The organism is Phenylobacterium sp., assembly GCF_025934275.1.
Classification (GTDB): Bacteria; Pseudomonadota; Alphaproteobacteria; order Caulobacterales; family Caulobacteraceae; genus Phenylobacterium.
The window spans coordinates 1-19,086 of the sequence record NZ_JAICYI010000002.1 but is presented as its reverse complement, the minus strand read 5'-3'; the positions used below and the strand labels follow the sequence as shown (position 1 = coordinate 19,086).

Genomic DNA, 19,086 nt, shown 5'->3' with positions numbered 1-19,086 from the left:
GCCACAACCCCTGTCAGCCCGGCCTAGCGTCGGGCTGACGGTCGGGATGAGCGGCGGCGAAGGCGGCATGATCGGCGGCGCGCGCGGCCACGGCGCGGATCGCGGGATAGGCGGCGAGGTCGACCTTGTAGCGCTCGGCGGAATAGACCTGCGGGATCAGGCAGCAGTCGGCCAGCGTGGGCTCGGCTCCGAACGCCCAGCCGGCGGTGTGGCGGGCGACCATCGGCTCGAGCGCGCGGAAGCCGTCCTCGATCCAGCGCTGGCTCCAGGCGCTGCGGCCGGCGTCATCGACCCCCAGCGCGGTGAGCTGCTGCTGGATGCGCAGGTTGTTCAACGGATGGATGTCGCAGGCGACGACATCGGCCATGGCGCGGACGGTTGCGCGCTCTGCCGGATCGGCCGGCAGCAGCGGCGGCGCGGGATGGACCTCCTCCAGCCACTCCAGAATGGCGAGGCTCTGGGTCAGCACCCTTCCGTCGCCGAGCTCCAGCGCGGGCGTGAGCTCCTGGGGATTGAGCGCGCGATACCGGTCGCCGTGCTGGTCGCCCGAGACCAGGTTCACCGGCGCGTAGTCGAACGGAAGACCCTTGAGGTTGAGCCCGATCCGCACGCGGTAGGGCGCCGTGGCGCGCCAGTAGCTGTGCAGCCGCATGACCATGTCAGATCACCGTGAACGCGAGCCTGCCCACGCCCTCGACCTCGCCTTCGACGCGGTCGCCGCGGACGATCGGCCCGACCCCCTCGGGCGTGCCGGTGAAGATCAGGTCGCCCGCCGCCAGGCGCCACAGCCTGGAGGCCTCGGCGATGACCTCGGCCACGTTCCAGATCATGTCGGCGAGGCTCGCGTCCTGCCTCGTCTCACCGTTCATCGAGAGCCGGATGCGCCCTTGGGGCGGCGGGCCAGACCAGCGGCGGATGGAAGAGATCGGGGCCGCCTCGTCGAACGCCTTGCCGGCCTCCCAGGGCTGGCCCTTGTCCTTGGCCGCGTTCTGCAGGTCGCGCCGGGTGAGGTCGACGCCGGCGGCGTAGCCGAACACGAGCTCGAGCGCGCGCTCCGGGGAAACCTCGGCGCCGCCCGCCTTGAGCGCCACGACCAGCTCCATCTCGTGGTGCAGGTTCGCCGTGCGCGGCGGATAGGCGACGTCGCGGCCCGGCAGGACGATGGCGTCGGCGGGCTTGGCGAAGAAGAACGGAGGATCGCGATCGTCGCCGCCCATCTCGCGCCGGTGGGCGGCGTAGTTGCGCCCGACGCACAGGATGCGGCGCACCGGGAAGAGGCCCGTCTCCCCCGCCACAGGGACGGCGACGAGGGCGGGCGGTGCGATCACGTAGGCGGCGGTCTTGGCGTCCATGCGCACGGCCTAGCGCGCAGCCGGCTCCGGCGCAAAACCTACTTCAGCGCCGCCTTGACCTGCTGTGCGACCTCGAGAGGGTGCTGGACCAGGCGGAGAGCGCGGCGGCGGCGATCAGCGCGAAGGCGAATCGGCGGGGCATGTCGGCCTCCGGCGTTGACAAGCGCAACGGGCCACGGCTCCTGACCAAATCCCCAAACCCACGCTTGTCTCCTGCGTTCCTTCTCGAGCCTCGCCCCACATGACCGACGCCGCCGCCGATACCGAAGGCCCGCTCGCCGGCCTGCGGGTGATCGAGATGGGCACCCTGATCGCCGGGCCGTTCTGCGGGCAGATCCTGGGCGACTTCGGCGCCGAGGTGATCAAGATCGAGGACCCGAAGGGCGGCGATCCCATGCGCCAGTGGGGCCGCAGCCTGCCGAAGGGCCTGTCGCCCTGGTGGCCGGTGATCGGACGCAACAAGAAGTCGGTGGGCCTGGACCTGCGCACGGCGGACGGCCAGGCGATCGCGCGCCGGCTGATCGGCGGGGCGGACGTCCTGGTCGAGAACTTCCGCCCCGGCGCGATGGAGAAGTGGGGCCTTTCCTACGAGAGCCTCGCGGCCGAGAACCCGGGGCTGATCATGGCCCGGGTCTCCGGCTTCGGCCAGACCGGCCCCTACGCCCAGCGCGCCGGCTACGGCCTGATCGGCGAAGCCATGGGCGGCCTGCGCTATGTGACCGGCGAGCCGGACCGCCCGCCGGCCCGGGCCGGCATCTCCATCGGCGACAGCCTGGCCGCCATGCATGCGGCCATGGGCGTCCTGATGGCGCTGCACGCCCGCGAGCGCACCGGCCGCGGCCAGATGATCGACGCGGCACTCTACGAGAGCGTGCTGGCGGTGATGGAGAACCTGGTCACCGAATACGATCTGACCGGCTATGTGCGCGAGCGCTCGGGCTCGATCCTGCCGGGGATCGCGCCGTCGAACGCCTACCCGTGCGCCGGCGACGAGCTGATCCTGATCGGCGGCAATGGCGACACGGTGTTCGCCAGGCTGTGCGAGGCGATGGGCCGGCCGGAGCTGTCGCGGGACCCGAAGTTCCTGGACCACGCGGCGCGCGGGACCCATCAGGCGGAGCTCGACGCGATCATCGCCCAGTGGACGGGCGGCCAGCGATTGGCAGACCTGCTCGCGCTGCTGCAGACGCACGGCGTGCCGGCGAGCCGCATCTACCGCGCCCCCGACATGCTGGAAGACCCGCAATTCCGGGCGCGCGAGGACATCGTCGAGCTGCCGCACCCGGTGTTCGGCAAGCTGAAGATGCAGAATGCCTTTCCGAAGCTGTCCGAGACCCCCGGGCGGGTGCGCTGGCCGGGGCCAATGCTCGGCGAGCACACCGAGGCGGTGCTGAGGGATCTCGCCGGCTGTTCGGAGGACCGCCTGGCCGAGCTCAGGGCCAAGGGCGTGATCTGAGTTTGCGCTGCGGCAGCAGGCAGGGAGGCAGGGTCGCTTGATCCGGGCGAGGTCCCATGGCCGCCGGTCCGGCCCCTGCGGCCCCCGCCGCAGATCCCCCAAGCAGCTTGTTACAGCTTAGCTTCAGGGGGCGCGAGGCGGCGCCTTGTCTCAGGGGGGTTCGCGCAGGGTCAGGCGCTGAGCAGCTCGGCCACCGCGGCGGCCACCTGGGTGACATCGTAGGGCTTGCGGATCACCGGCGCGTCGAAGCCGCCGGGCGCGCCGCCGGTCTCGCCATAGCCGGTCGCGAAGACGAACGGCACATGCCGGGCGGCGAGCGCCTCCGCCACCGGGGCGACGGAGCGCCCGTTGAGGTTGGCGTCGAGCACGGCCGCGTCGATCGGCCGATCGAGCAGCGCCATCGCCTCTTCCAGCTCATAGGCGGGACCGATCACGTCCGCGCCGGCCTCGGACAACCCGGTCTCCAACTCGAGCGCGAGCAGCACCGCATCCTCGACGATCAGCACGCGGGCGCCCTTGAGGTTGAACCCGCCGCCGCCCAGGCCCGGCGCGAGCGTCTCGGTGACCCGCGCCGGCGGCGCCTCGGGCACCGTCTCCGGCCGCGGCGCGATGGCCCCGGCCCCGGCGCGCAGCCGAACCCTGACGCCGGACGGGCGGTATTCGATCTCGGCGTGGCCGTTGAGCTCGCGACCGGTGACCTGTTCCAGCAGCGTGGAGCCGAAGCCGCGGCTGGTGGGCGGGGCCACGCGCGGGCCTCCGCTTTCGATCCAGTCGAGCTCGAAGCCGTCGGAGACCCGCCGCCAGCGCACGTCGACCCGACCGGTCTCCACCGACAGCGCGCCGAACTTCACGGCGTTGGCTGAAAGCTCGTGGAAGGCGAGCGCGAGCGCGTTGGCGCCGCGCGGCGTCAGGAACAGCTCCGGACCCTGCCAGCTCGTCTGGCCCGGGGCGATCGCGCCGAGCTCGGCGGCGGCGAGGTGATCGACGGCGGCGCCGCGCCAGCGGGCGGCGGTGAGCAGCTCGTTGGCCGAGGCCATCGCCTTCAGCCGCCCGGCGAAGTTCTGCAGGAAGACATCGAGCGACGTGGTCTGCCTGGCCGTCTGGTAGGCGAGCGCCTGGACGGCGGCGAGCACATTCTTCACGCGATGGTCGAGCTCGGCCATCAACGCCGTGCGGCGATCCTCGTCGAGCTTCTGGCCGCTGACGTCCTGGACGATGCCGGTCACCCGCACCGGGCGCCCGTCCGGGGCGCGCACCAGGATTCCGGCGGCGCGGATCCAGACACTGCGGCTATCGTCCGGGCGAACGAGGCGGAACTCCGATTCGAAACTGTCGCCGGCGGCGAGCGCCCGCTCGCGCGCCTCGCGCACGCGCCACAGGTCGTCGAGATGGACGATGGATTCGAGAGCCCGCCCGCCGTCCGCCCCGTGCTCGCCGGCGGCCACGCCCGTGATCGCGGCCATGCGTTCGCTGACCACGAGCAGATCGCGGTCCATGTCCCACTCGAACTCGCCTAGGCCGGCAGCCTCGAGGGCCAACTCCAGGCGGCGGCGGTCGGTCGGTCGGCCCCTTTCTTGGCGGGTCATGGGCCATACATAGGGCCGCCCAATCCGGAGCGCGACAAGGAACCGCCGCCAACCGCCGGCGTTCCGCCGATTGGAGAGGGGGCACGGCTCCGCCTTTGCGCCAAACGCGGAACCCGCCTACCATGTCCAACGTTGACGCTTGCGCTCCTCCGCCTGCGCGCCGGGGCTGCCTTTTCGGAGACACCCACATGCCTGCCAACGCCGCCGATTTCGCCGACGAGGCGACCAAGACCACCTCCGACACGGCCGGCCGCATGACGGCCGAGGCCCAGCGCACCTTCGCTGACGCCCGCGCGCGGATCGAACAAGCCGTGCAGGATGGCCTCGAGCAGCTTCGCGCCCAGTCGCGCGCCTATGCCGACTCCGCCAGCGAACAACTGGAGCAGGCCCAGCAGTATGTGACCGAGCGCGTTCGTGAGCGGCCGCTCGCCGCCACCGGCGCGGCGCTCGGCGTTGGAGTCCTCATCGGCCTGCTGCTCTCCTCCGGCCGGCGTTGATCTTCAAGAGACTGATCTCGCTGGTGGCCGCGATCGCCGCGATCGCGGCCGCGGCGGTCGTATGCGTGGTGGCGCTGGCTTTTGCGCTATACGCCGTCGTGCGCGACCTCATCGGCCCCGCCTGGGGCGCTGCGGCGGTGGCGCTCGCGGCCGCCCTCATCGCACTCATCCTGGCCTTCCTCTTGACCCGCAAGGCGCGGCCCAAGCGGCCCAAGGGCGACGAGCAGAACCTGACCTCGCGCCTGGTCGAGCTCGCACGTGAGCGGCCGCTCGTCGCCGCCGGAGCGATCGCCGCGGCGGTCGCAGTGATCGTGAAGAATCCGCGCATCCTGACGGCCGTCGTCTCCGCCGCCTTCGCCAGCCGCGGCGCGCGGAAGTCGTGACGCCCGTGGGAACGGCGCCTCCAAGCAGACGTTGAGTGCGGCGCGGGCGAGCGCCCGCAGTCGTCAGCGCCGTTCACAGGCGCGTTTGGAGAAACCCGAAATGCTAGGCTGGGCCCTGACTTTCCTGGTGATCGCTCTGATCGCCGCTGTGCTCGGCTTCACGACAATCGCAGGGGCGGCGATGGGTGTGGCCAAGATCCTGTTCTATGTCTTCCTGGTCCTGTTCCTTGTCTCGATCGTGATGCACTTCGTGCGAGGACGGCCAACGCTTTAGTCTCGTTTGACTAGGGCGGGGCGCCGGTCGACAGACCAGGTGCGATACGGCTCGAAGCGCGAGCCTGACCAAGCGAGGGCGGCGATGCGGATCGCCGCCCTTTCGATTTCCACCACGTTGAAGCTGGCCGGCGTCCCGCGCTCGCGGATCGACAGCGTGCCCGCGCCCACCGCATAGGTGCAGCCGTCGCCGAACGGATAGGCCCAGGTGAACGGCGCATGGATATGGCCCGACAGCACGAGGTCGACCTTGGCCTCGGCGAACAGGCGCGCCGCAGCCTGGCCGTTCCAGACCCGCGCGGTCATCGGGCCGCCGATCATCTCCATCAGCGGATGGTGGCAGGCCACGATGCGCACGCACTCGGGCTCCACGGCGGCCAGCCAGCGCGCGGCGTCGCGCGCCTCGTGCAGCGCCATTTGGCCCTTCGACCAGTTGAGGCGCGGCTGCGCCCCCCGGGCGGTGTTCAGGCCGCGCACGGCGAACCCTGAGCCTTGGTAGGTCTGGCCGGCGGCCGGGCCGATCGCAGCCTCGAAGCGCCGGAACGGCTTGAACACCCGCTCCGCCCAGGCGAGGTAGGGGGCGTCGTGGTTCCCGGGGGTGACCAGCCTCGGACCTTTCAGGGCCGAGAGCCAGCGGGCGGCTTGCGCGAACTCCCGCCGCTCGGCGAAGCGGGTCAGGTCGCCGGAGACGACGATCAGGTCGTAGGCGCCCGCGTTGAGGTGCTCGAGGGCGGCCGCGACAGCCGTCGGGTTCTCGCCCCCGAAGTGGATGTCCGAGAGGTGGGCGAGCCGGAGGGGCATGGGTTTCAGGGGGCCTTCGCCAGGGCGAGCACCCGGGCCACCGCCGGTCGGTAGCTCACTTTGGCGGCGGCGTTCAAGCGCACCAGCTCCCCATCGAGCAGGGCGGGAATGCCGTCGGCCGCCCAGACCCGGGCTTCGCGGCAGGCCGCCGTCTCCACGGCCGGCGCCGCGCGCCAATCGCCGATCAGGGCATGGAAGCCGAGGCGGAAGGCGTCGGCCGCGCCGTCGAGGTCCAGCGCTGCGGCCTCCAGCGCCGAGGCTTCGTCCGGCAGCGCCCGGGAGACGTACGGGCAAAGGAAGACGAGCGCCTCGGCCTTGGCGCGCGCGCCGCCGTCCAGCGCGTAGCGGAGCCGGCCAGAGAAGGCTCGCTTCAGGGCTCGCCGGCCGCGCAGCCAGGCGAGCTTGACGGCGCCCATGCGCACGGCCTCGCGCGCCGCGCCCCAGAGCGCCGGCGCGCCCAGCACCGCCGCCACCAGGAAAACCCGACCCTCGACCTCGCCGCCCGACAAGTCGCGTTCCTCGCCCTGGGCGAGCGCGACGCTCAAGGCGTCCGGCCAGTCGCGATCGCCATAGAGCGCCTTCGGCAGCATGTTCATGGTGCCGCCCGGGAGCGGCGCGAGCAGCGGACCTTGCGGGCCGCAGAGCTCGGCGGCGGCGCGCGCCGTCCCATCGCCGGCCAGGGTGATCACGAGGTCCGGCCCGGCGTCCGCCGCCGCGCGCAAGCAGTTGGCGAGGTCATGCGTGGACGGCGCGCAGACGTGGGCCGCCAGCCCGTGATCGGCGCAGATCTTCTCGATTTCGCCGGGAGCGTCCGCGTTCACGCCGCCCGAGGCGAGGTTCACCACCACCTCGACGCGATGGATGCGGGTCACGGACCGTCAAGACCTCGCAGATCTCAGCCGGCGCCGTTGGCGGTTCCGGCCGGGGAGGACGGGCTGGCCGCGCCCCCGACCTGCCGGGCGTTGTCGGCGGCTTGGCGCGCGACCGGGCCAGCCCGGTTGGCGGCGATCGCCAGGCCGCTGTCCATCACTTCGCCGCCTCGGGCGAACGAGCCGTTCACGCCCGCCAGCACCAGCGAGACGAGGCCGACGATCGCGCAGATGAAGGTGACGGTCATGAAGACGGGGTGACGCCGGCGGCGGCCGCGCTCGTCCTGCCGGCCGCGCTCATAGGCGTGGCGCAGGTCCGCACGGATGTCGCCTGTGTCGGGGGCCTCAGGGGCTCTTGCGCCGTCGTCCAAGCGTCCGCCAACCATGGGAAGTGCTCCGAAAACCGGTGTTGCGCGGTTCCAACGGCGGTCGAGGCGGGCGGTTCCGAAACGGAACTGCGCAGGCAGCCTGGCGTTAGGGCGTCAGGGGACAATCCAGGGACAACCAAGGAGAGCCTCATGCTCAAGCCATTGATCGCCCTCGCCGGCGCCAGCGTCCTGGTCGCGGCCTGCGCCGACGATCCGCACACGACCAACACCACGCTCGGCGGGGCCGCGCTCGGCGCAGTCGCCGGCGCGGTGGTCGGCAACAACCTGGCCCATGGCAGCACGCTCGGCGGCGCGGCTATCGGCGCGGCTATCGGCGGCGCCGCGGGCGCCGTGAAGGGGTGCCGCGACGAAGGCGGCTGCGGCGCCCAGGCGGCTCCCAACCGCCGTCAGTATTATGACGAGCGCGCGGGCCGCTATTACTACTATGATCCGGCGACTGGCCGGTACTACTGGGAAGACGGCACGCCGCGCTACTGAGGCGCACGAGCCACTCCGGCGAGGGGCGGTCGGGCTGCCGGCCGCCCCTTGTCGTGGGCGCTGGGGAGAAGGACGATGCAACGGGCGGTAGCGGCCGGGCTGGCCGCGGCGATGCTCTTGGGGGGCTGCGGGAGCCTGCAGCCGGCGCGATCCCGGCTGGTGAAGGAGCCGCCGCGCTGCGCCGACGAGACCGTCTCGATCTATTTCGAGCCGCAGTCGGCGGAGCTGACCCGCGAGGGCCGGCTGGTGATCGACCAGGCCGCGACCGCCGCCCGCGACTGCACGGTGCGCGCCGTGGAGGTGACCGGCCTGGCCGACGCCGCGGGCGCGCCGGCGGCCAATCTCGAACTCTCACGGCGACGGGCGGCCGCGGTCGCCCAGGCCTTGGCGGCCAACGGCCTGCCGGCGGCCAACTTCAACGTCGCCGCCGCGGGTCAGGCGGGCGCAGTGACAAGCGATGGAAAAGCCGCGCCACTTCGCCGCCGCGCCGACGTGACCCTGCGGCTCGCCGCGCCGAAGTAGCTCCCGCCGCATGCCGGAGCGGAACGCCGCACAAAGAAAGGGCGGGTCCCTGGGGACCCGCCGGAGAGTGTGCATCATCGAGAAAAGGGTGCGGAGACGGCAGACTGGCATGCTCGCCAGTCTCAAGTCGGGGGGGGCGTCGCCGCCTCCGCAACTGGCTAAACACCCACTCCCCCAAGTGCGTTCCGCAGGGCTCGCTTTTTTTCGAAAATAATTCGCGCGCCCCCGCGACCGGCGTCGGCTGGATCCCTGACGCGGGGCGGCGGCTCTCGACATTTCTCCATAAGTGTTGAAATTGCGAGATTTTTCTTGAGCTCGACCGTTCTCGTCCCGGCCGCGGAACGTTCCGGCGAGGACGGGCGTTTCCGAGACTGGCGGGCGATGGGGGCCGCCTTCTCGGGAGGAGGGCTCGCGATGCGCTCAAGCTTCGATTCCCGAAGCGGCTTCGTCCTCGTCCGGACGCCGAACTATCGCCATCAGCAGACTCGACGGCGCCTGCTGGTCATCTCGGCGGTGCTCGGGCTGGCGCTCGCCAGCGGCCTCATCGGCTCGATGACCGGTCCGCGCCTCGATTCCCATGCCCACGCCTCGACCGGGCCGTTCAGCTATTTTCCGTCCGAGTAACGAGTAAGGAGCCCGCTTCATGGCCAACTCCCATCGACCCTCGCTCGGCGAGACGCGGGCCCGACAAGGCCGCAGAGGCCTGCCCATGCTGTGGGTGCTGGTGATCGGGATGGCGCTGGTGATCCTGGGCTTCGTCATCACCTGGGCGTTCCACGCGCCGGGCCTGTCCTCCGCCTCGCAGCCTTACGCCACCCAGCCGTCGCAGGCCGCGGCCTTCAAGGCTCCGCCGCCCAGCGCAGCGAGCCGCCAGAACTACGACAAGGGCGGGCCGCTGGCGCCCAAGGGCGGCAATCCGAGCAATCCGCCGTCCTGATCGAGGGCTTCCGCGCCGACAACGCGAGCGGGGACGACCGCAGCCGAGCGCGGGCTACAGCACCGAACGGCCGCGGAAGGCGCGGATCGCGAAGTTCACGACCAGCAGCACGAGGAAGACGAAGAACAGGATCTTGGCGATCGTGGCGGCGATGCCTGCGAGGCCCAGGAAGCCCAGGAGGCCGGCCACGACGGCCAATATGGCGAAGATCAATGACCAGCCGAGCATGACGTCGAAGCTCCATCAGACATGACAAGGGCGCCCGGAGGCGCCCTTGACCTTCAACGTGGGGCCGAGCGCCCTCGTTCCGGGATCACGCCGCCTGGCGCGAAGCCTTGCGCGGATGGAAGAACAGCGCCTGGCCGATGGCCGCCTTCACCGTCTCCGGCTGGAACGGCTTGGTGATCAGGAAGGTGGGCTCCGGCCGCTCGCCGGTGAGCAGGCGCTCCGGGAAGGCGGTGATGAAGATCACCGGCACGTCGAAGCGGGCCAGGATGTCCTTCACCGCATCGATCCCCGAGGAACCGTCGGCGAGCTGGATGTCGGCCAGCACCAGTCCGGGCGTCTTGCGGGCCACCGCGTCGATCGCCTCGGTGCGGGTGGCGGCGATGTCGACCACCGTGTGGCCGAGCTCTTTGACCAGCGCCTCGATGTCGGCGGCGATCACTGGCTCGTCCTCGATGATCAGCACGTCGGTGGCGAGCTCCGCGTCGATCTCGGCCTGCGCCTCGGCGATCAGCTTCTCGACCTCGGAGAAGTCCGCGCCCAGAATTTGGGCGGCCTCGGAGGGGGTGAAGCCCTCGAGGGCGGTGAGCAGGAACGCCTGGCGGGAGCGCGGGGCGATGCGCATCAGCCGCCGCGTGGTGTCATCGGCCGCCGGGTCGTCGTCGCCTGGCCCTTCGAGCTGGGCACCTGAGGAGCACCAGATGGCGTGGAACACGTGATAGAGCGCGACGCGCGGGGTCAGGTTGGGATCCAGCACGCGTTCGCCCGCGGCCAGGGCCTCCAGCGCGACGCGGACATAGTGGTCGCCGGTCGTCTGATCGCCCGTCAACGCGCGCGCGTAGCGGCGCACGTAGGGCAGGTGCGGTGCGAGTCGAGCAAGGAGACTCAAAGGCAACACCTCCATTGTAGGCTTACAGTAGCGGACATGCAGGACGTGCCCCGCCGAGGCCCCATGATGCTCCAGAAACGTGACCAGGGGGAACTTGTTCCCAATCGGCGCGGTTTTCCGCATCTTGTTCGCTCACTTAAGGGAACCGGCGACGGAGTCGGACGTTGAGCGACGGCGAGAATACAAAGAGGGGGCGGCCGTCGCGAGAGCGGCACGCCGACGATATGATCGAGCAAAAGCCTTCCAGTGAACGACGCAAGTCGTCCGCCGCCCTGGACGAAGCCCGCTTGCGCCAGCAGGCGATCGGCGTGCGCCTGCGCCAGATGTTCGACCAGGTGGTCAACGAAGACGTGCCCGAGGAATTCCTCGAGATCCTGCGGCGCGCCGACAGCCGCTCCTCGGAGAAGGGCTGATGGCCGGGGCGCAGCAACCCGCGTCCTCGCGCGAATCCGACGACGAGGCTTTCAAGCGCGAGCTGGTCCAGCTGATCCCGCACCTGCGGGCGTTCGCACGCACCCTGTGCGGCGATCCCGCCGCGGCCGACGACCTTGCCCAGGACGCGATGATGAAGGCCTGGGACGCGCGCGCCAGCTTCCAGATGGGCACCAACATGAAGGCCTGGACCTTCATGATCCTGCGCAACCAGTTCTATTCCGAGAAGCGCCGCTCGTGGCGCCAGAGCCAGCTCGACCAGGAGGCCGCCGAGCGGACGCTGGTCGCCGTCGACGATCCGGAGGCGCCGGTGGCGCTCGACGAACTGCGCCAGGGCCTTTCCATGCTGCCGCCAGAACAGCGCGAGGCGCTGATCCTGGTCGGCGCCGGCGGTTTCGCCTACGAGGAGGCGGCCGAGATCTGCGGCTGCGCCGTGGGCACGGTGAAGAGCCGCGTGAGCCGCGCGCGCCGGGCGCTGCACGCCATTCTCGAGGGCGGCGCCTACGATCGGGACGGGGAGCCGGCGGGCGAGGCCATGCGCTCTATCCTCGCCGATGCGGAGCGGCTAAGCACCGTCCGGTAAGGACGGATACGGGCTTCATGGCCGGCCTGCCCTGGGCATCACTGACCACCATCAGGGTCCGCCTCACCGCGGCGCTGGCGGCCGCGCTGCTGCCCGTGCTGCTGCTGGGCGTGCTGCAGTCGGGGATCGCCTTCAGCCGCGAACGGGCGCAGCTGCGCCACAACCTGGGCTTTGCCGCCGAACGAAGCGCCGCCACCGCCCGCGCCCGCATGGAAGGCGCCGACATCCTGCTGCAGACCCTCGCGCCGGGGGCGATCGGCTACCAATGCGGCCAGCGCCTGGCGGAGGTGACCCAGCGCATCCCGGGCTATGCCAACCTGATCCGGTTCGACAGCCGCGGCCGGCTAGTCTGCTCCGCCGGTCCGGTCCCCGCCGACGACCACCGCGCAACCCGGCCCTGGTTCCAGGCGCTTGCCGCAGGTCAGCCGCTGGTCGTCACGCGCGATGCCGGCTCGCCCTACGCGGGCGAACCGGCGGTCTTGACGGCGGTGCGCGCCGCCGCCTCCGATGGGCGCTTCGACGGGGCGTTCGTGGCGGTGATCAGGCTGGCCAGCCTGGAGCCGTCGGTCACCGACCCGATCCTGCCGGCGCATTCGGAGGTGGCGCTGGCGGACGCGACCGGCCGCTTCATCACCGAGACCAGCGCCGCCGCCTTCACCGCCCTGCCTGCGAACTGGCGCGACAAGGTCCGCGCCCAGGGCTCCTATGTCTGGTACGCGCGCGACGCCCGAGGCGAGCGGCGGGTCTACTCGGCGGCCCCGGTCGTCGGCGAGGCCGTCTATGTGGTGCTCTCGGCGCGCTCCCCGGGGATCATCTCCTGGGCCTGGGTCAATCCACTGTCGGGCATCGCCTTCCCGCTGCTGACCTTTGCGCTGGCGCTGGCCGCCGTGACCATGGCCACCGATCGTCTCGTGGTGCGCTGGATCGCCTATCTGCAGCGAATTGCGGCGCTCTATGCGCGCGGCCGGCTCTCCGTGCGGCCGGTGCAGGCCGACCAGATGCCGCCGGAGATCCGCGAACTCGCGGAAACCCTGGAGGATATGGCCGACGCGATCGTCGGGCGCGACGCCTCGCTGCGCGACAGCCTGGCCCAGAAGGACGCGCTGATGCGCGAGATCCACCACCGGGTGAAGAACAACCTGCAGGTCATCTCCTCCCTGCTCAACATGCAGCAGCGCTCGCTCGCCGACCCGGCCGCGCGGGCGGCGATGTCCGACACGCGCCAGAGGATCACGGCGCTGGCGCTCATCTACCGCGCCCTCTACCAGGGGCCCGACCTGAAGCGCGTGGACCTGCGGCCGTTCCTGGAGGAGCTGACCGCACAGCTCGTGGCCGGCGAGATGCTGCATGGGCCGGCGGTCAGGACCGATCTCTCGGTCGAGGCCCTGATCATCGACCCAGACCGGCTCGCGCCGCTGGCGCTGTTCGCGGTGGAGGCCATCACCAACGCCCAGAAGCACGCCTTCTCCGAGCGCGGCGGGGTGCTGAGCGTGAACTTCGCCGTGAAGGGAGACGAGGCCGAGTTGGCGATCTCCGACGACGGCAAGGCGCCGGACGACGCCCTGGTGACCTCGGGCGTCGGCCGGACGTTGATGACCGCCTTCGCGCGACAGCTGCGCGGGCGCACGGAGCTGGTCCGAAATGCGAAGGGCGGCATCACCGCGCGGCTGATCTTCCCCAATCCGAGCGCGCCGGCCCACAGCCCGGGAGAGACTGCCGATGGGAACCAGGCGGCAGCATAGGCGTTCGGCGAGCGCGACTCGCAAACCCCCGGGAGAATACCTTATGCGCAAATTCGTGATCTTGGCGGCGCTCGCCGCCAGCTTCGCCGTGGCCGCCTGCAACACCGTCAAGGGCGCGGGGCAGGACGTTTCGGCCGCCGGCCAAGCGGTGTCGCAGACCGCGCAGGACGCCAAGCACTAAGCGCGTCCGCAGGCAGGCCCCGCCGCCTCAGCGGCGGGGCTTTCGCCCCTCAGGCCGCCGCAGCCACCGATGCGCTCTGGCGGAACAGGCCCGGTGCGCCGCAGATCGGCTCGAGACCGAGCGCGTAGGCCGCGATGACGTCATTGGGCGAGACCACCAGACAGCCGCCGGGCTTCAGGGCCGCGGTGAGGCGGGCGAGCGCGCGCGTGCGCGCGGGCCGCGTCATGGCGCCCAGCAGATAGCGCCCGAGCACCACGTCGTAGCGATCGGGCCCCGGAGCATCGTCCAGCAGGTTCGCCCGCCGCCAGCGCAGGCCCTGCCGGAGGCGAGGCGCGACGGCGAAACTCTCCCCCTGCTGCTCGAAATGGTGGACCAGGCGTCGGGCTGAGAGGCCCTGTTGCACCTCGAAGGCGCTGTAGAGGCCGGTCTTCGCCTTGTCGACCAGGCGCTGGCTGAGATCGGAGCCGAAGATCTCCGCCGCCGGGACCGCGGCGCGCTCCGCCAGCAGCATGGCCAGGGAATAGACTTCCTGTCCCGATCCGCAGGCCGCGCTCCAGATGCGGATCGGCTCAGCGCGGCCGGCCGGCAAGGCGTCCACGACGGCCGCGAACACCTCCGGATCCCGGAAGAAGCCGGTCTGGGGAGGCGCCAGCCCTTCGACGATGGCCCATGACAGCCGCTCGTCGGCGCGATCGCGGGCCGCGCGGACCAGCTCGGAGATCGACAGATAGCCCTCCCGCCGCGCCACCGGCGCCAGCGCCGAGTCCATCAGATAGCCGCGGCGGTGCTCGAGGCTCAGGCCGGCGCGCTCGGCGCAGAGCGCGGCGACGAATTCGCGCTCGCGGGGCGTCATTGGGCGCCTGCAGCCTGCAGTTTGCCGGCGACGATCTCGGCGTCGAACGGCTTGATCATGAACTCGTCGGCGCCCGCCTCCAGAGCTTCGCGGATGCGGCCGAGCTCGCACTCGACCGAGCAGAAGATGACCTTCGGATCGCCGCCGCCCGGCTCGACGCGCAGCCGGCGCAGGAATTCGGGCCCGGTCATAACCGGCATGCGCCAGTCCAGCAGAATCGCCTCCGGCATGCCGCTGCGGCAATGGGCCAGCGCCTCCGCGCCGTCGCCCGCCTCCGCGACGCGGTAGCCGAGCTCTTCGAGGATGTGGCGCGCGACCTTGCGGATCACGCGGCTGTCGTCGACGACGAGGCAGGTCTTCACGCGGCGCGGGCTCCTTCGGGTGCGAGCTTCTCGCGCTATGGTTAAGGAGCCGTAGCCCGCCCCTCAGGCGGGGACGGTGGCGGCGAAGACGACCTTCTCCTCGGCCACGTCGGCGAACACCCGCCCGCCCGCGTCGCCCAGCAACAGGTGTACGTAATAGGCCTGCACCCAGTGGCCGTGCAGGCCATCGCCTGGCGGCTGGCCCTGCAGGCCGCTGAGCACCTCGGGCCGTAGCCGCGCCCTCGGTCCGGAAGCTTCCACCGCAATCGCGATCGCGCCCGCCTCCTGCACCGCCTGGACGCTCGCCGTGCCGCCCGTCGGCAGCGCCGCCCCCGCCATCTGGGCGAGGTTGAGCAGCGCGCGCGCGGCCGGCTTGTTCACCGAGACGGGCTCGATCGTCCAGGCCAGCTCCGCTCGCATATGGCCGAACACGCCCCGGGCCAGCGCCTCCAGGTCGCGCGGGTCGAAGGTCTCGGCCGAAGCCGACGCGCCGAACGCCACCCGCGAGAACGCCAGGAGGTCGGCGAGCTTGCGCGCCGAGGCGCTGATCAGGGCGAGCGCGTCGTCGCGCATGTCCTGCGCGGCGGGATCGTCCAGCAAGTCCAGGCCGGAGACGATGGCGCTCGCCGGGCTGATGAAGTCGTGGCACATGCGCGCGGCGAGATAGGCGGCGAGCTGGGCCGGGCGCACGGCGGCGGCCGGCGTGGAAACGGAGGCGTCGTCAGGGGCCGGCATGTCGGTCATGGCCCGAGCTTGGCGTGATTTGAGCCTTTGGAAAACCGCGGCGGCCCCCTAAGAGAGCCCACCACCGGCAGCGGAATTCCAGGCGGGACCTTGGCCAGCGAGAGCGTGATCGATGACGTGGGGCCGCAGCTGGCCGAGCTCTGCGAGGCCGCGGCGCAATTGATCCTGCCGCTCTGGCGGTCTGGCCTGGCGGTGACGCGCAAGGACGACGAGAGTCCTGTGACGGAGGCCGATCACCGCGCCGAGGCGCTGATCCTGGAGGGGCTCCGCGAGCGCTTCCCCGATCTGCCGATCATCTCGGAGGAGGACGCCGCCCGTTTCGGCACGCCGGACGCGATCGGCCCGCGGTTCTTCCTGGTGGATCCGCTCGACGGCACCAAGGCCTTCGTACGCGGCGACCCCCACTTCACGGTCAATATCGGCCTGGTCGACCATGGGCGACCCGTGGCGGGCGCGGTCGCCGCGCCGCCGACCGGCGAGACCTGGTTCACTTCGCAGGGCCGGGCGCTCAAGCGGACGGGCGGCGGGGCGGCCGCGCCCGTGCACGTGCGGCCCTGGCCGGCGGGCGAAGCCCTGGTGCTGATCAGCCACACCATGAAGCCGGAGACGCTGGATGAGCTCCGCGGCCAGTACGGTTTCGACAGGACCGAGGCGATGGACTCCTCGATCAAGCTCTGCCGGATCGCCGAGGGCGCAGCCGACATCTATCCGCGGCACGGCCCGACCATGGAGTGGGACATCGCGGCCGGCCATGCGGTGCTGGCGGCCGCAGGCGGGCGGCTCACGACGCCGGACGGCCAGCCATTCAGGTACGGCAAGGCGGACGAGGGCTTTCGGAACGGCTGGTTCGTCGCCCGCGGCGGCTGAACGGCCCGGGGCCGCTCAAATATGCTTGGGCAGGTTCCAGTCGGCCGAGGCCGGCCCGGACGCGACCGCCGGCTCGGCCGCCACGTTCGAGGCCATGGCGCGGGTCGGCTGATGGAAGGCCAGGACTCCGAAGAAACCGATCGCGAAGGCGAGCACCGCCAGCCAGGCGAAAGACTTCAGGATAGCTGCGGCGCCGTGCATCGTCGGCGGACTCCATGCCAGGTCTCGCCCAACAACACCGAAGCGCGGCGCTGGTTGCGCCGGACCGGCAAGGATGGCTCGATTCCAGCCCCGCAACAGCGCTTTCCCTGCTCGGCCATCGGCGCGATGCTTCCGGAAACCGAGGAGGACGCCATGGCCTATGAAGCGGTCGACTACGAGACCATCACCCTTGAGCGCCGCGGACAGGTCGCGGTGCTGACGCTGAACCGCCCCGACCGGCTGAACGCCATCTCGCAGGGGCTCAGGCGCGAGGTCGAGCAGGCGGTGGCCGCGGTGCGCGGCGACGACGAGGCGCGGGCGCTCGTGCTGACCGGCGCCGGGCGCGGCTTCTGCGCGGGAGCAGACCTCATGGGCACCGGTCCGGTGGCGACCGGCCGGCCGGAGGAGCCGACGTCGCAGGACGGGCGCATGGACGAGATGGGCTGGGTCGGCCGCTGGGCGATGATGTGGCGCACCTTCGACAAGCCGATCGTGGGCGCGATCAACGGCGTGGCGGCGGGCGCGGGCATGTCGACGGCGCTCGCCTGCGACGTGCGGCTTGGCTCGCCGGCGGCGCGCTTCAAGAGCGTGTTCATCGAGCGCAGCCTGTCGCCGGATTCCGGGCTCTCCTACTTCCTGCCGCGGGTGGTGGGATATGCGGCGGCGGCCGACATCATCTTCACCAGCCGCACCGTCGAGGCCGAGGAGGCGCTGCGGATCGGGCTGCTTAACCGCAGCGTGCCGACCGAGAGCCTGCTCGACGAGGCGGTGGCCTACGCCGAACAGATGGCCCAATGGCCGCCGCTGGCGCTGCGCATGTCCAAGCGGGTCTTGCAGCACAATGTCGACGTGCAGATCGAGGAGGCGCTGCGCTACGAGACGGTTGGGCTCGGTTACGCCCGCAAGGCGCCGAACGACGTCAAGGAGTCCCGCGCCGCGTTCCTGGAGAAGCGCAAAGGCGTCTACACCGGGGCCTGATTTGGCGGCATAAGGCGCGCGCCCCAGCCCAGGAGACCTGACCAGATGGCCCTCGACACCGGCGAAAGCCAGAAGACCTTCCGCTGGGACGATCCGCTCGACCTCGCCTCGCGGCTCTCCGACGAGGAGCGGATGGTCTGGGAGGCGGCGCGCGCCTACGCCCGCGGGAAGCTGCTGCCGCGCGTGGTTTCGGCCTTCGCCGAGGAGCGGTTCGACCGCGAGATCATGACCGAGATGGGCGCTCTCGGCTTCCTGGGCTCGACCCTGCCCGAGGGTTACGGCGGCGCCGGCGTCAGCCACGTCGCCTATGGCCTGATCGCCCGCGAAGTGGAGGCGATCGACTCCGGCTACCGCTCGGCGATGAGCGTGCAGTCCTCGCTGGTGATGTACCCGATCTACGCGTTCGGTTCCGAGGCGCAGAGGAAGAAGTTCCTGCCCGGCATGGCCAAGGGGGAGATCATCGGCTGCTTCGGCCTGACCGAGGCGGACGGCGGCTCCGACCCGGGCGCGATGCGCACGCTCGCGAGGCCGGTCGACGGAGGTTATCGGCTGAGCGGCGCCAAGATGTGGATCACCAACGCCCCGATCGCCGATGTGGCGCTGGTCTGGGCCAAGCTGGACGGCGTGATCCGCGGCTTCCTGGTGGAGCGAGGCGCCGAGGGCTTCGAGACGCCGAAGATCCAGAACAAGCTCAGCCTTCGGACGTCCGTGACCGGCGAGATCGCGCTGGCCGACGTGTTCGTGCCCGAGGACATGATGCTGCCGAACGTTTCCGGCCTGCGGGGGCCGTTCTCCTGCCTCAACAAGGCCCGCTACGGCATCGCCTGGGGCGCGATGGGCGCGGCGGAGTTCTGTTTCCACGCGAGCCGCGATTACGCAGCGACGCGCAAGGTGTTCGGAAGGCCGCTGGCCGCCCGCCAGCTGGTGCAGAAGAAGCTCGCCGACATGCAGACCGAGATCGCGCTCGGCCTGGAAGGGGCGCTGGCGCTCGGCCGGCTGATCGACGAGGGCGCCTGGGTCCCGGAAGCCATCTCGATGATGAAGCGCAACAATTGCGGCAAGGCGCTGGCCATCGCCCGCGAGGCGCGCGACATCCACGGGGGCAACGGCATCTCCGGCGAGTACCACGTGATGCGCCACGCCGCGAACCTGGAGACGGTGAACACCTACGAAGGCGCCCACGACGTGCACGCCCTGATCCTGGGCCGCGCGATCACCGGCGAGAACGCCTTCTAAGGGGGAAATACAACCTCCGGTGAGCCATCGGCCGCACCGCGGCCAAACCTTGTGTTTACCTGACTGCGCTATCGGCTTCCTGTTGGTGAGGGAAGTCGATGGCCAAGAAGCGCGCGACAGGCGCGGCCGGGAAGCCCGACATGATCCGCTGGCTGTTCGAGAGCAGCGGCGACCTCATGCATGTGGTGGCGGACGGCGGCTATTTCCGGCTGGTCAATCCCGCCTGGTCGCAACTGACCGGGGTCCCCGAG

At 71.0% G+C, this 19,086-nt stretch carries 28 protein-coding genes; 16 read left to right on the top strand and 12 right to left on the bottom strand.

Translation table 11 applies throughout. From position 1 onward, the window contains the following. Nucleotides 1-13: 13 nt before the first annotated feature. Together maiA and Q0W60_RS00985 are read right to left on the bottom strand one after the other, a co-directional pair. A complete protein-coding gene (gene maiA, locus Q0W60_RS00990; protein WP_297691643.1) occupies nt 14-658 on the bottom strand; it encodes a maleylacetoacetate isomerase in 645 nt (214 codons plus the stop codon). Nucleotide 659: 1 nt separating this feature from the next. Beyond that, nucleotides 660-1,352 (bottom strand): fumarylacetoacetate hydrolase family protein, encoded by a 693-nt coding sequence (locus tag Q0W60_RS00985; RefSeq protein WP_297691641.1) that lies wholly within the window; start codon nt 1,350-1,352, stop codon nt 660-662. A gap of 241 nt (nt 1,353-1,593) precedes the next feature. Between Q0W60_RS00985 and Q0W60_RS00980 the strand changes: the two genes are divergently transcribed. Continuing rightward, the gene (locus Q0W60_RS00980) at nt 1,594-2,808 is read left to right on the top strand and encodes a CaiB/BaiF CoA-transferase family protein (RefSeq protein ID WP_297691639.1); all 1,215 of its coding nucleotides are present in this window, start codon (nt 1,594-1,596) and stop codon (nt 2,806-2,808) included. A 170-nt stretch (nt 2,809-2,978) separates the two neighbouring features. On the opposite strand, the gene Q0W60_RS00975 is transcribed toward Q0W60_RS00980, so the two are convergent. Next, nucleotides 2,979-4,394: an HWE histidine kinase domain-containing protein gene (locus tag Q0W60_RS00975; RefSeq protein WP_297691637.1), complete on the bottom strand. Its 1,416-nt coding sequence runs from the start codon at nt 4,392-4,394 to the stop codon at nt 2,979-2,981. Between the two features lie 188 nt (nt 4,395-4,582). Between Q0W60_RS00975 and Q0W60_RS00970 the strand changes: the two genes are divergently transcribed. The 3 genes from Q0W60_RS00970 to Q0W60_RS00960 all read left to right on the top strand — a co-directional run bounded on the left by Q0W60_RS00970 (nt 4,583) and on the right by Q0W60_RS00960 (nt 5,548). Next, nucleotides 4,583-4,891, top strand: a complete 309-nt coding sequence (locus Q0W60_RS00970; protein ID WP_297691635.1) for a hypothetical protein — start codon at nt 4,583-4,585, stop codon at nt 4,889-4,891. A gap of 23 nt (nt 4,892-4,914) precedes the next feature. Then, nucleotides 4,915-5,274 (top strand): hypothetical protein, encoded by a 360-nt coding sequence (locus Q0W60_RS00965; protein WP_297691633.1) that lies wholly within the window; start codon nt 4,915-4,917, stop codon nt 5,272-5,274. Between the two features lie 100 nt (nt 5,275-5,374). Next, nucleotides 5,375-5,548 carry a DUF1328 domain-containing protein gene (locus Q0W60_RS00960; protein ID WP_297691631.1) on the top strand — a complete coding sequence of 58 codons (174 nt, stop codon included), beginning with the start codon at nt 5,375-5,377 and terminating at the stop codon, nt 5,546-5,548. Here Q0W60_RS00960 and Q0W60_RS00955 read toward each other — a convergent pair. The 3 genes from Q0W60_RS00955 to Q0W60_RS00945 are packed head-to-tail and all read right to left on the bottom strand — an operon-like array spanning nt 5,545 to nt 7,588. Continuing rightward, the gene (locus Q0W60_RS00955; RefSeq protein WP_297691629.1) at nt 5,545-6,348 is read right to left on the bottom strand and encodes a metallophosphoesterase family protein; all 804 of its coding nucleotides are present in this window, start codon (nt 6,346-6,348) and stop codon (nt 5,545-5,547) included. The genes Q0W60_RS00960 and Q0W60_RS00955 overlap by 4 nt on opposite strands. A 5-nt stretch (nt 6,349-6,353) precedes the next feature. Beyond that, nucleotides 6,354-7,220: a diacylglycerol kinase family protein gene (locus tag Q0W60_RS00950; protein ID WP_297691627.1), complete on the bottom strand. Its 867-nt coding sequence runs from the start codon at nt 7,218-7,220 to the stop codon at nt 6,354-6,356. Nucleotides 7,221-7,243: 23 nt separating this feature from the next. Continuing rightward, nucleotides 7,244-7,588 (bottom strand): hypothetical protein, encoded by a 345-nt coding sequence (locus Q0W60_RS00945; protein WP_297691625.1) that lies wholly within the window; start codon nt 7,586-7,588, stop codon nt 7,244-7,246. Nucleotides 7,589-7,735: 147 nt separating this feature from the next. On the opposite strand from Q0W60_RS00945, the gene Q0W60_RS00940 reads away from it, so the two are divergent. The 4 genes from Q0W60_RS00940 (at nt 7,736) to Q0W60_RS00925 (ending at nt 9,542) form a co-directional block, all read left to right on the top strand. Further along, nucleotides 7,736-8,083 carry a YMGG-like glycine zipper-containing protein gene (locus Q0W60_RS00940; RefSeq protein WP_297691624.1) on the top strand — a complete coding sequence of 116 codons (348 nt, stop codon included), beginning with the start codon at nt 7,736-7,738 and terminating at the stop codon, nt 8,081-8,083. Between the two features lie 75 nt (nt 8,084-8,158). Next, nucleotides 8,159-8,605, top strand: coding sequence for an OmpA family protein (locus Q0W60_RS00935; RefSeq protein WP_297691622.1), 447 nt, complete (start codon nt 8,159-8,161; stop codon nt 8,603-8,605). A 414-nt stretch (nt 8,606-9,019) separates the two neighbouring features. Next, a complete protein-coding gene (locus Q0W60_RS00930; RefSeq protein WP_297691620.1) occupies nt 9,020-9,229 on the top strand; it encodes a hypothetical protein in 210 nt (69 codons plus the stop codon). 19 nt (nt 9,230-9,248) lie between these two features. Continuing rightward, nucleotides 9,249-9,542 (top strand): hypothetical protein, encoded by a 294-nt coding sequence (locus Q0W60_RS00925; RefSeq protein ID WP_297691618.1) that lies wholly within the window; start codon nt 9,249-9,251, stop codon nt 9,540-9,542. Between the two features lie 54 nt (nt 9,543-9,596). Here the strand turns inward: Q0W60_RS00925 and Q0W60_RS00920 are convergent, their stop codons facing one another. Both Q0W60_RS00920 and Q0W60_RS00915 read right to left on the bottom strand, forming a co-directional pair. Then, nucleotides 9,597-9,770 carry a DUF1328 family protein gene (locus Q0W60_RS00920; RefSeq protein ID WP_297691616.1) on the bottom strand — a complete coding sequence of 58 codons (174 nt, stop codon included), beginning with the start codon at nt 9,768-9,770 and terminating at the stop codon, nt 9,597-9,599. An 85-nt stretch (nt 9,771-9,855) separates the two neighbouring features. After that, complete coding sequence (locus tag Q0W60_RS00915) at nt 9,856-10,656, bottom strand: response regulator (RefSeq protein ID WP_297691614.1); 801 nt, start codon at nt 10,654-10,656, stop codon at nt 9,856-9,858. Nucleotides 10,657-10,820: 164 nt separating this feature from the next. Between Q0W60_RS00915 and Q0W60_RS00910 the strand changes: the two genes are divergently transcribed. Genes Q0W60_RS00910 through Q0W60_RS00895 form a run of 4 tightly spaced genes read left to right on the top strand, consistent with a single transcriptional unit; the run spans nt 10,821 to nt 13,594 of the window. Further along, the gene (locus tag Q0W60_RS00910; RefSeq protein ID WP_297691612.1) at nt 10,821-11,069 is read left to right on the top strand and encodes a NepR family anti-sigma factor; all 249 of its coding nucleotides are present in this window, start codon (nt 10,821-10,823) and stop codon (nt 11,067-11,069) included. Next, nucleotides 11,069-11,671 (top strand): sigma-70 family RNA polymerase sigma factor, encoded by a 603-nt coding sequence (locus Q0W60_RS00905; RefSeq protein ID WP_297691610.1) that lies wholly within the window; start codon nt 11,069-11,071, stop codon nt 11,669-11,671. Before Q0W60_RS00910 ends, Q0W60_RS00905 begins: the two co-directional genes overlap by 1 nt. A 17-nt stretch (nt 11,672-11,688) precedes the next feature. Then, on the top strand, nt 11,689-13,413 hold the full coding sequence (locus tag Q0W60_RS00900) for a sensor histidine kinase (protein ID WP_297691608.1): 1,725 nt from the start codon (nt 11,689-11,691) through the stop codon (nt 13,411-13,413). A gap of 43 nt (nt 13,414-13,456) precedes the next feature. Next, a complete protein-coding gene (locus Q0W60_RS00895; protein ID WP_297691606.1) occupies nt 13,457-13,594 on the top strand; it encodes an entericidin A/B family lipoprotein in 138 nt (45 codons plus the stop codon). Nucleotides 13,595-13,643: 49 nt separating this feature from the next. On the opposite strand, the gene Q0W60_RS00890 is transcribed toward Q0W60_RS00895, so the two are convergent. The 3 genes from Q0W60_RS00890 to chpT form a co-directional block, all read right to left on the bottom strand. Then, nucleotides 13,644-14,447 (bottom strand): protein-glutamate O-methyltransferase CheR, encoded by an 804-nt coding sequence (locus Q0W60_RS00890; RefSeq protein ID WP_297691604.1) that lies wholly within the window; start codon nt 14,445-14,447, stop codon nt 13,644-13,646. After that, nucleotides 14,444-14,809 carry a response regulator gene (locus Q0W60_RS00885; protein ID WP_297691602.1) on the bottom strand — a complete coding sequence of 122 codons (366 nt, stop codon included), beginning with the start codon at nt 14,807-14,809 and terminating at the stop codon, nt 14,444-14,446. The genes Q0W60_RS00890 and Q0W60_RS00885 overlap by 4 nt, the downstream gene beginning before the upstream one ends. Nucleotides 14,810-14,872: 63 nt before the next feature. Then, the gene (gene chpT, locus Q0W60_RS00880; RefSeq protein ID WP_297691600.1) at nt 14,873-15,553 is read right to left on the bottom strand and encodes a histidine phosphotransferase ChpT; all 681 of its coding nucleotides are present in this window, start codon (nt 15,551-15,553) and stop codon (nt 14,873-14,875) included. 90 nt (nt 15,554-15,643) lie between these two features. Between chpT and cysQ the strand changes: the two genes are divergently transcribed. After that, nucleotides 15,644-16,420 (top strand): 3'(2'),5'-bisphosphate nucleotidase CysQ, encoded by a 777-nt coding sequence (cysQ, locus tag Q0W60_RS00875; RefSeq protein WP_297691598.1) that lies wholly within the window; start codon nt 15,644-15,646, stop codon nt 16,418-16,420. A 15-nt stretch (nt 16,421-16,435) separates the two neighbouring features. Here the strand turns inward: cysQ and Q0W60_RS00870 are convergent, their stop codons facing one another. Then, complete coding sequence (locus tag Q0W60_RS00870) at nt 16,436-16,621, bottom strand: hypothetical protein (RefSeq protein ID WP_297691596.1); 186 nt, start codon at nt 16,619-16,621, stop codon at nt 16,436-16,438. Between the two features lie 153 nt (nt 16,622-16,774). On the opposite strand from Q0W60_RS00870, the gene Q0W60_RS00865 reads away from it, so the two are divergent. From Q0W60_RS00865 to Q0W60_RS17370, 3 genes are all read left to right on the top strand, one after another. After that, entirely contained in the window at nt 16,775-17,599 is an 825-nt protein-coding gene (locus tag Q0W60_RS00865) for an enoyl-CoA hydratase/isomerase family protein (protein ID WP_297691595.1), read from the top strand. Nucleotides 17,600-17,644: 45 nt separating this feature from the next. After that, nucleotides 17,645-18,835: an acyl-CoA dehydrogenase gene (locus tag Q0W60_RS00860; RefSeq protein WP_297691593.1), complete on the top strand. Its 1,191-nt coding sequence runs from the start codon at nt 17,645-17,647 to the stop codon at nt 18,833-18,835. A 98-nt stretch (nt 18,836-18,933) separates the two neighbouring features. Continuing rightward, the coding region (locus tag Q0W60_RS17370) for a PAS domain-containing protein (RefSeq protein WP_366074862.1) at nt 18,934-19,086 on the top strand (153 nt) is incomplete at its 3' end.

Coding starts and splice junctions, on each gene's coding strand:
- Q0W60_RS00895 (WP_297691606.1), top strand. CDS start 13,457: ATGCGCAAATTCGTGATCTTGGCGGCGCTCGCCGCCAGCTTCGCCGTG.
- Q0W60_RS00925 (WP_297691618.1), top strand. CDS start 9,249: ATGGCCAACTCCCATCGACCCTCGCTCGGCGAGACGCGGGCCCGACAA.
- Q0W60_RS00955 (WP_297691629.1), bottom strand. CDS start 6,348: ATGCCCCTCCGGCTCGCCCACCTCTCGGACATCCACTTCGGGGGCGAG.
- Q0W60_RS00900 (WP_297691608.1), top strand. CDS start 11,689: ATGGCCGGCCTGCCCTGGGCATCACTGACCACCATCAGGGTCCGCCTC.
- Q0W60_RS00905 (WP_297691610.1), top strand. CDS start 11,069: ATGGCCGGGGCGCAGCAACCCGCGTCCTCGCGCGAATCCGACGACGAG.
- Q0W60_RS00935 (WP_297691622.1), top strand. CDS start 8,159: ATGCAACGGGCGGTAGCGGCCGGGCTGGCCGCGGCGATGCTCTTGGGG.
- Q0W60_RS00985 (WP_297691641.1), bottom strand. CDS start 1,352: ATGGACGCCAAGACCGCCGCCTACGTGATCGCACCGCCCGCCCTCGTC.
- Q0W60_RS00970 (WP_297691635.1), top strand. CDS start 4,583: ATGCCTGCCAACGCCGCCGATTTCGCCGACGAGGCGACCAAGACCACC.
- Q0W60_RS00960 (WP_297691631.1), top strand. CDS start 5,375: ATGCTAGGCTGGGCCCTGACTTTCCTGGTGATCGCTCTGATCGCCGCT.
- Q0W60_RS00890 (WP_297691604.1), bottom strand. CDS start 14,447: ATGACGCCCCGCGAGCGCGAATTCGTCGCCGCGCTCTGCGCCGAGCGC.
- Q0W60_RS00980 (WP_297691639.1), top strand. CDS start 1,594: ATGACCGACGCCGCCGCCGATACCGAAGGCCCGCTCGCCGGCCTGCGG.
- chpT (WP_297691600.1), bottom strand. CDS start 15,553: ATGACCGACATGCCGGCCCCTGACGACGCCTCCGTTTCCACGCCGGCC.
- Q0W60_RS00865 (WP_297691595.1), top strand. CDS start 16,775: ATGGCCTATGAAGCGGTCGACTACGAGACCATCACCCTTGAGCGCCGC.
- Q0W60_RS00975 (WP_297691637.1), bottom strand. CDS start 4,394: ATGACCCGCCAAGAAAGGGGCCGACCGACCGACCGCCGCCGCCTGGAG.
- Q0W60_RS00930 (WP_297691620.1), top strand. CDS start 9,020: ATGCGCTCAAGCTTCGATTCCCGAAGCGGCTTCGTCCTCGTCCGGACG.
- Q0W60_RS00860 (WP_297691593.1), top strand. CDS start 17,645: ATGGCCCTCGACACCGGCGAAAGCCAGAAGACCTTCCGCTGGGACGAT.
- Q0W60_RS00940 (WP_297691624.1), top strand. CDS start 7,736: ATGCTCAAGCCATTGATCGCCCTCGCCGGCGCCAGCGTCCTGGTCGCG.
- maiA (WP_297691643.1), bottom strand. CDS start 658: ATGGTCATGCGGCTGCACAGCTACTGGCGCGCCACGGCGCCCTACCGC.
- Q0W60_RS00870 (WP_297691596.1), bottom strand. CDS start 16,621: ATGCACGGCGCCGCAGCTATCCTGAAGTCTTTCGCCTGGCTGGCGGTG.
- Q0W60_RS00920 (WP_297691616.1), bottom strand. CDS start 9,770: ATGCTCGGCTGGTCATTGATCTTCGCCATATTGGCCGTCGTGGCCGGC.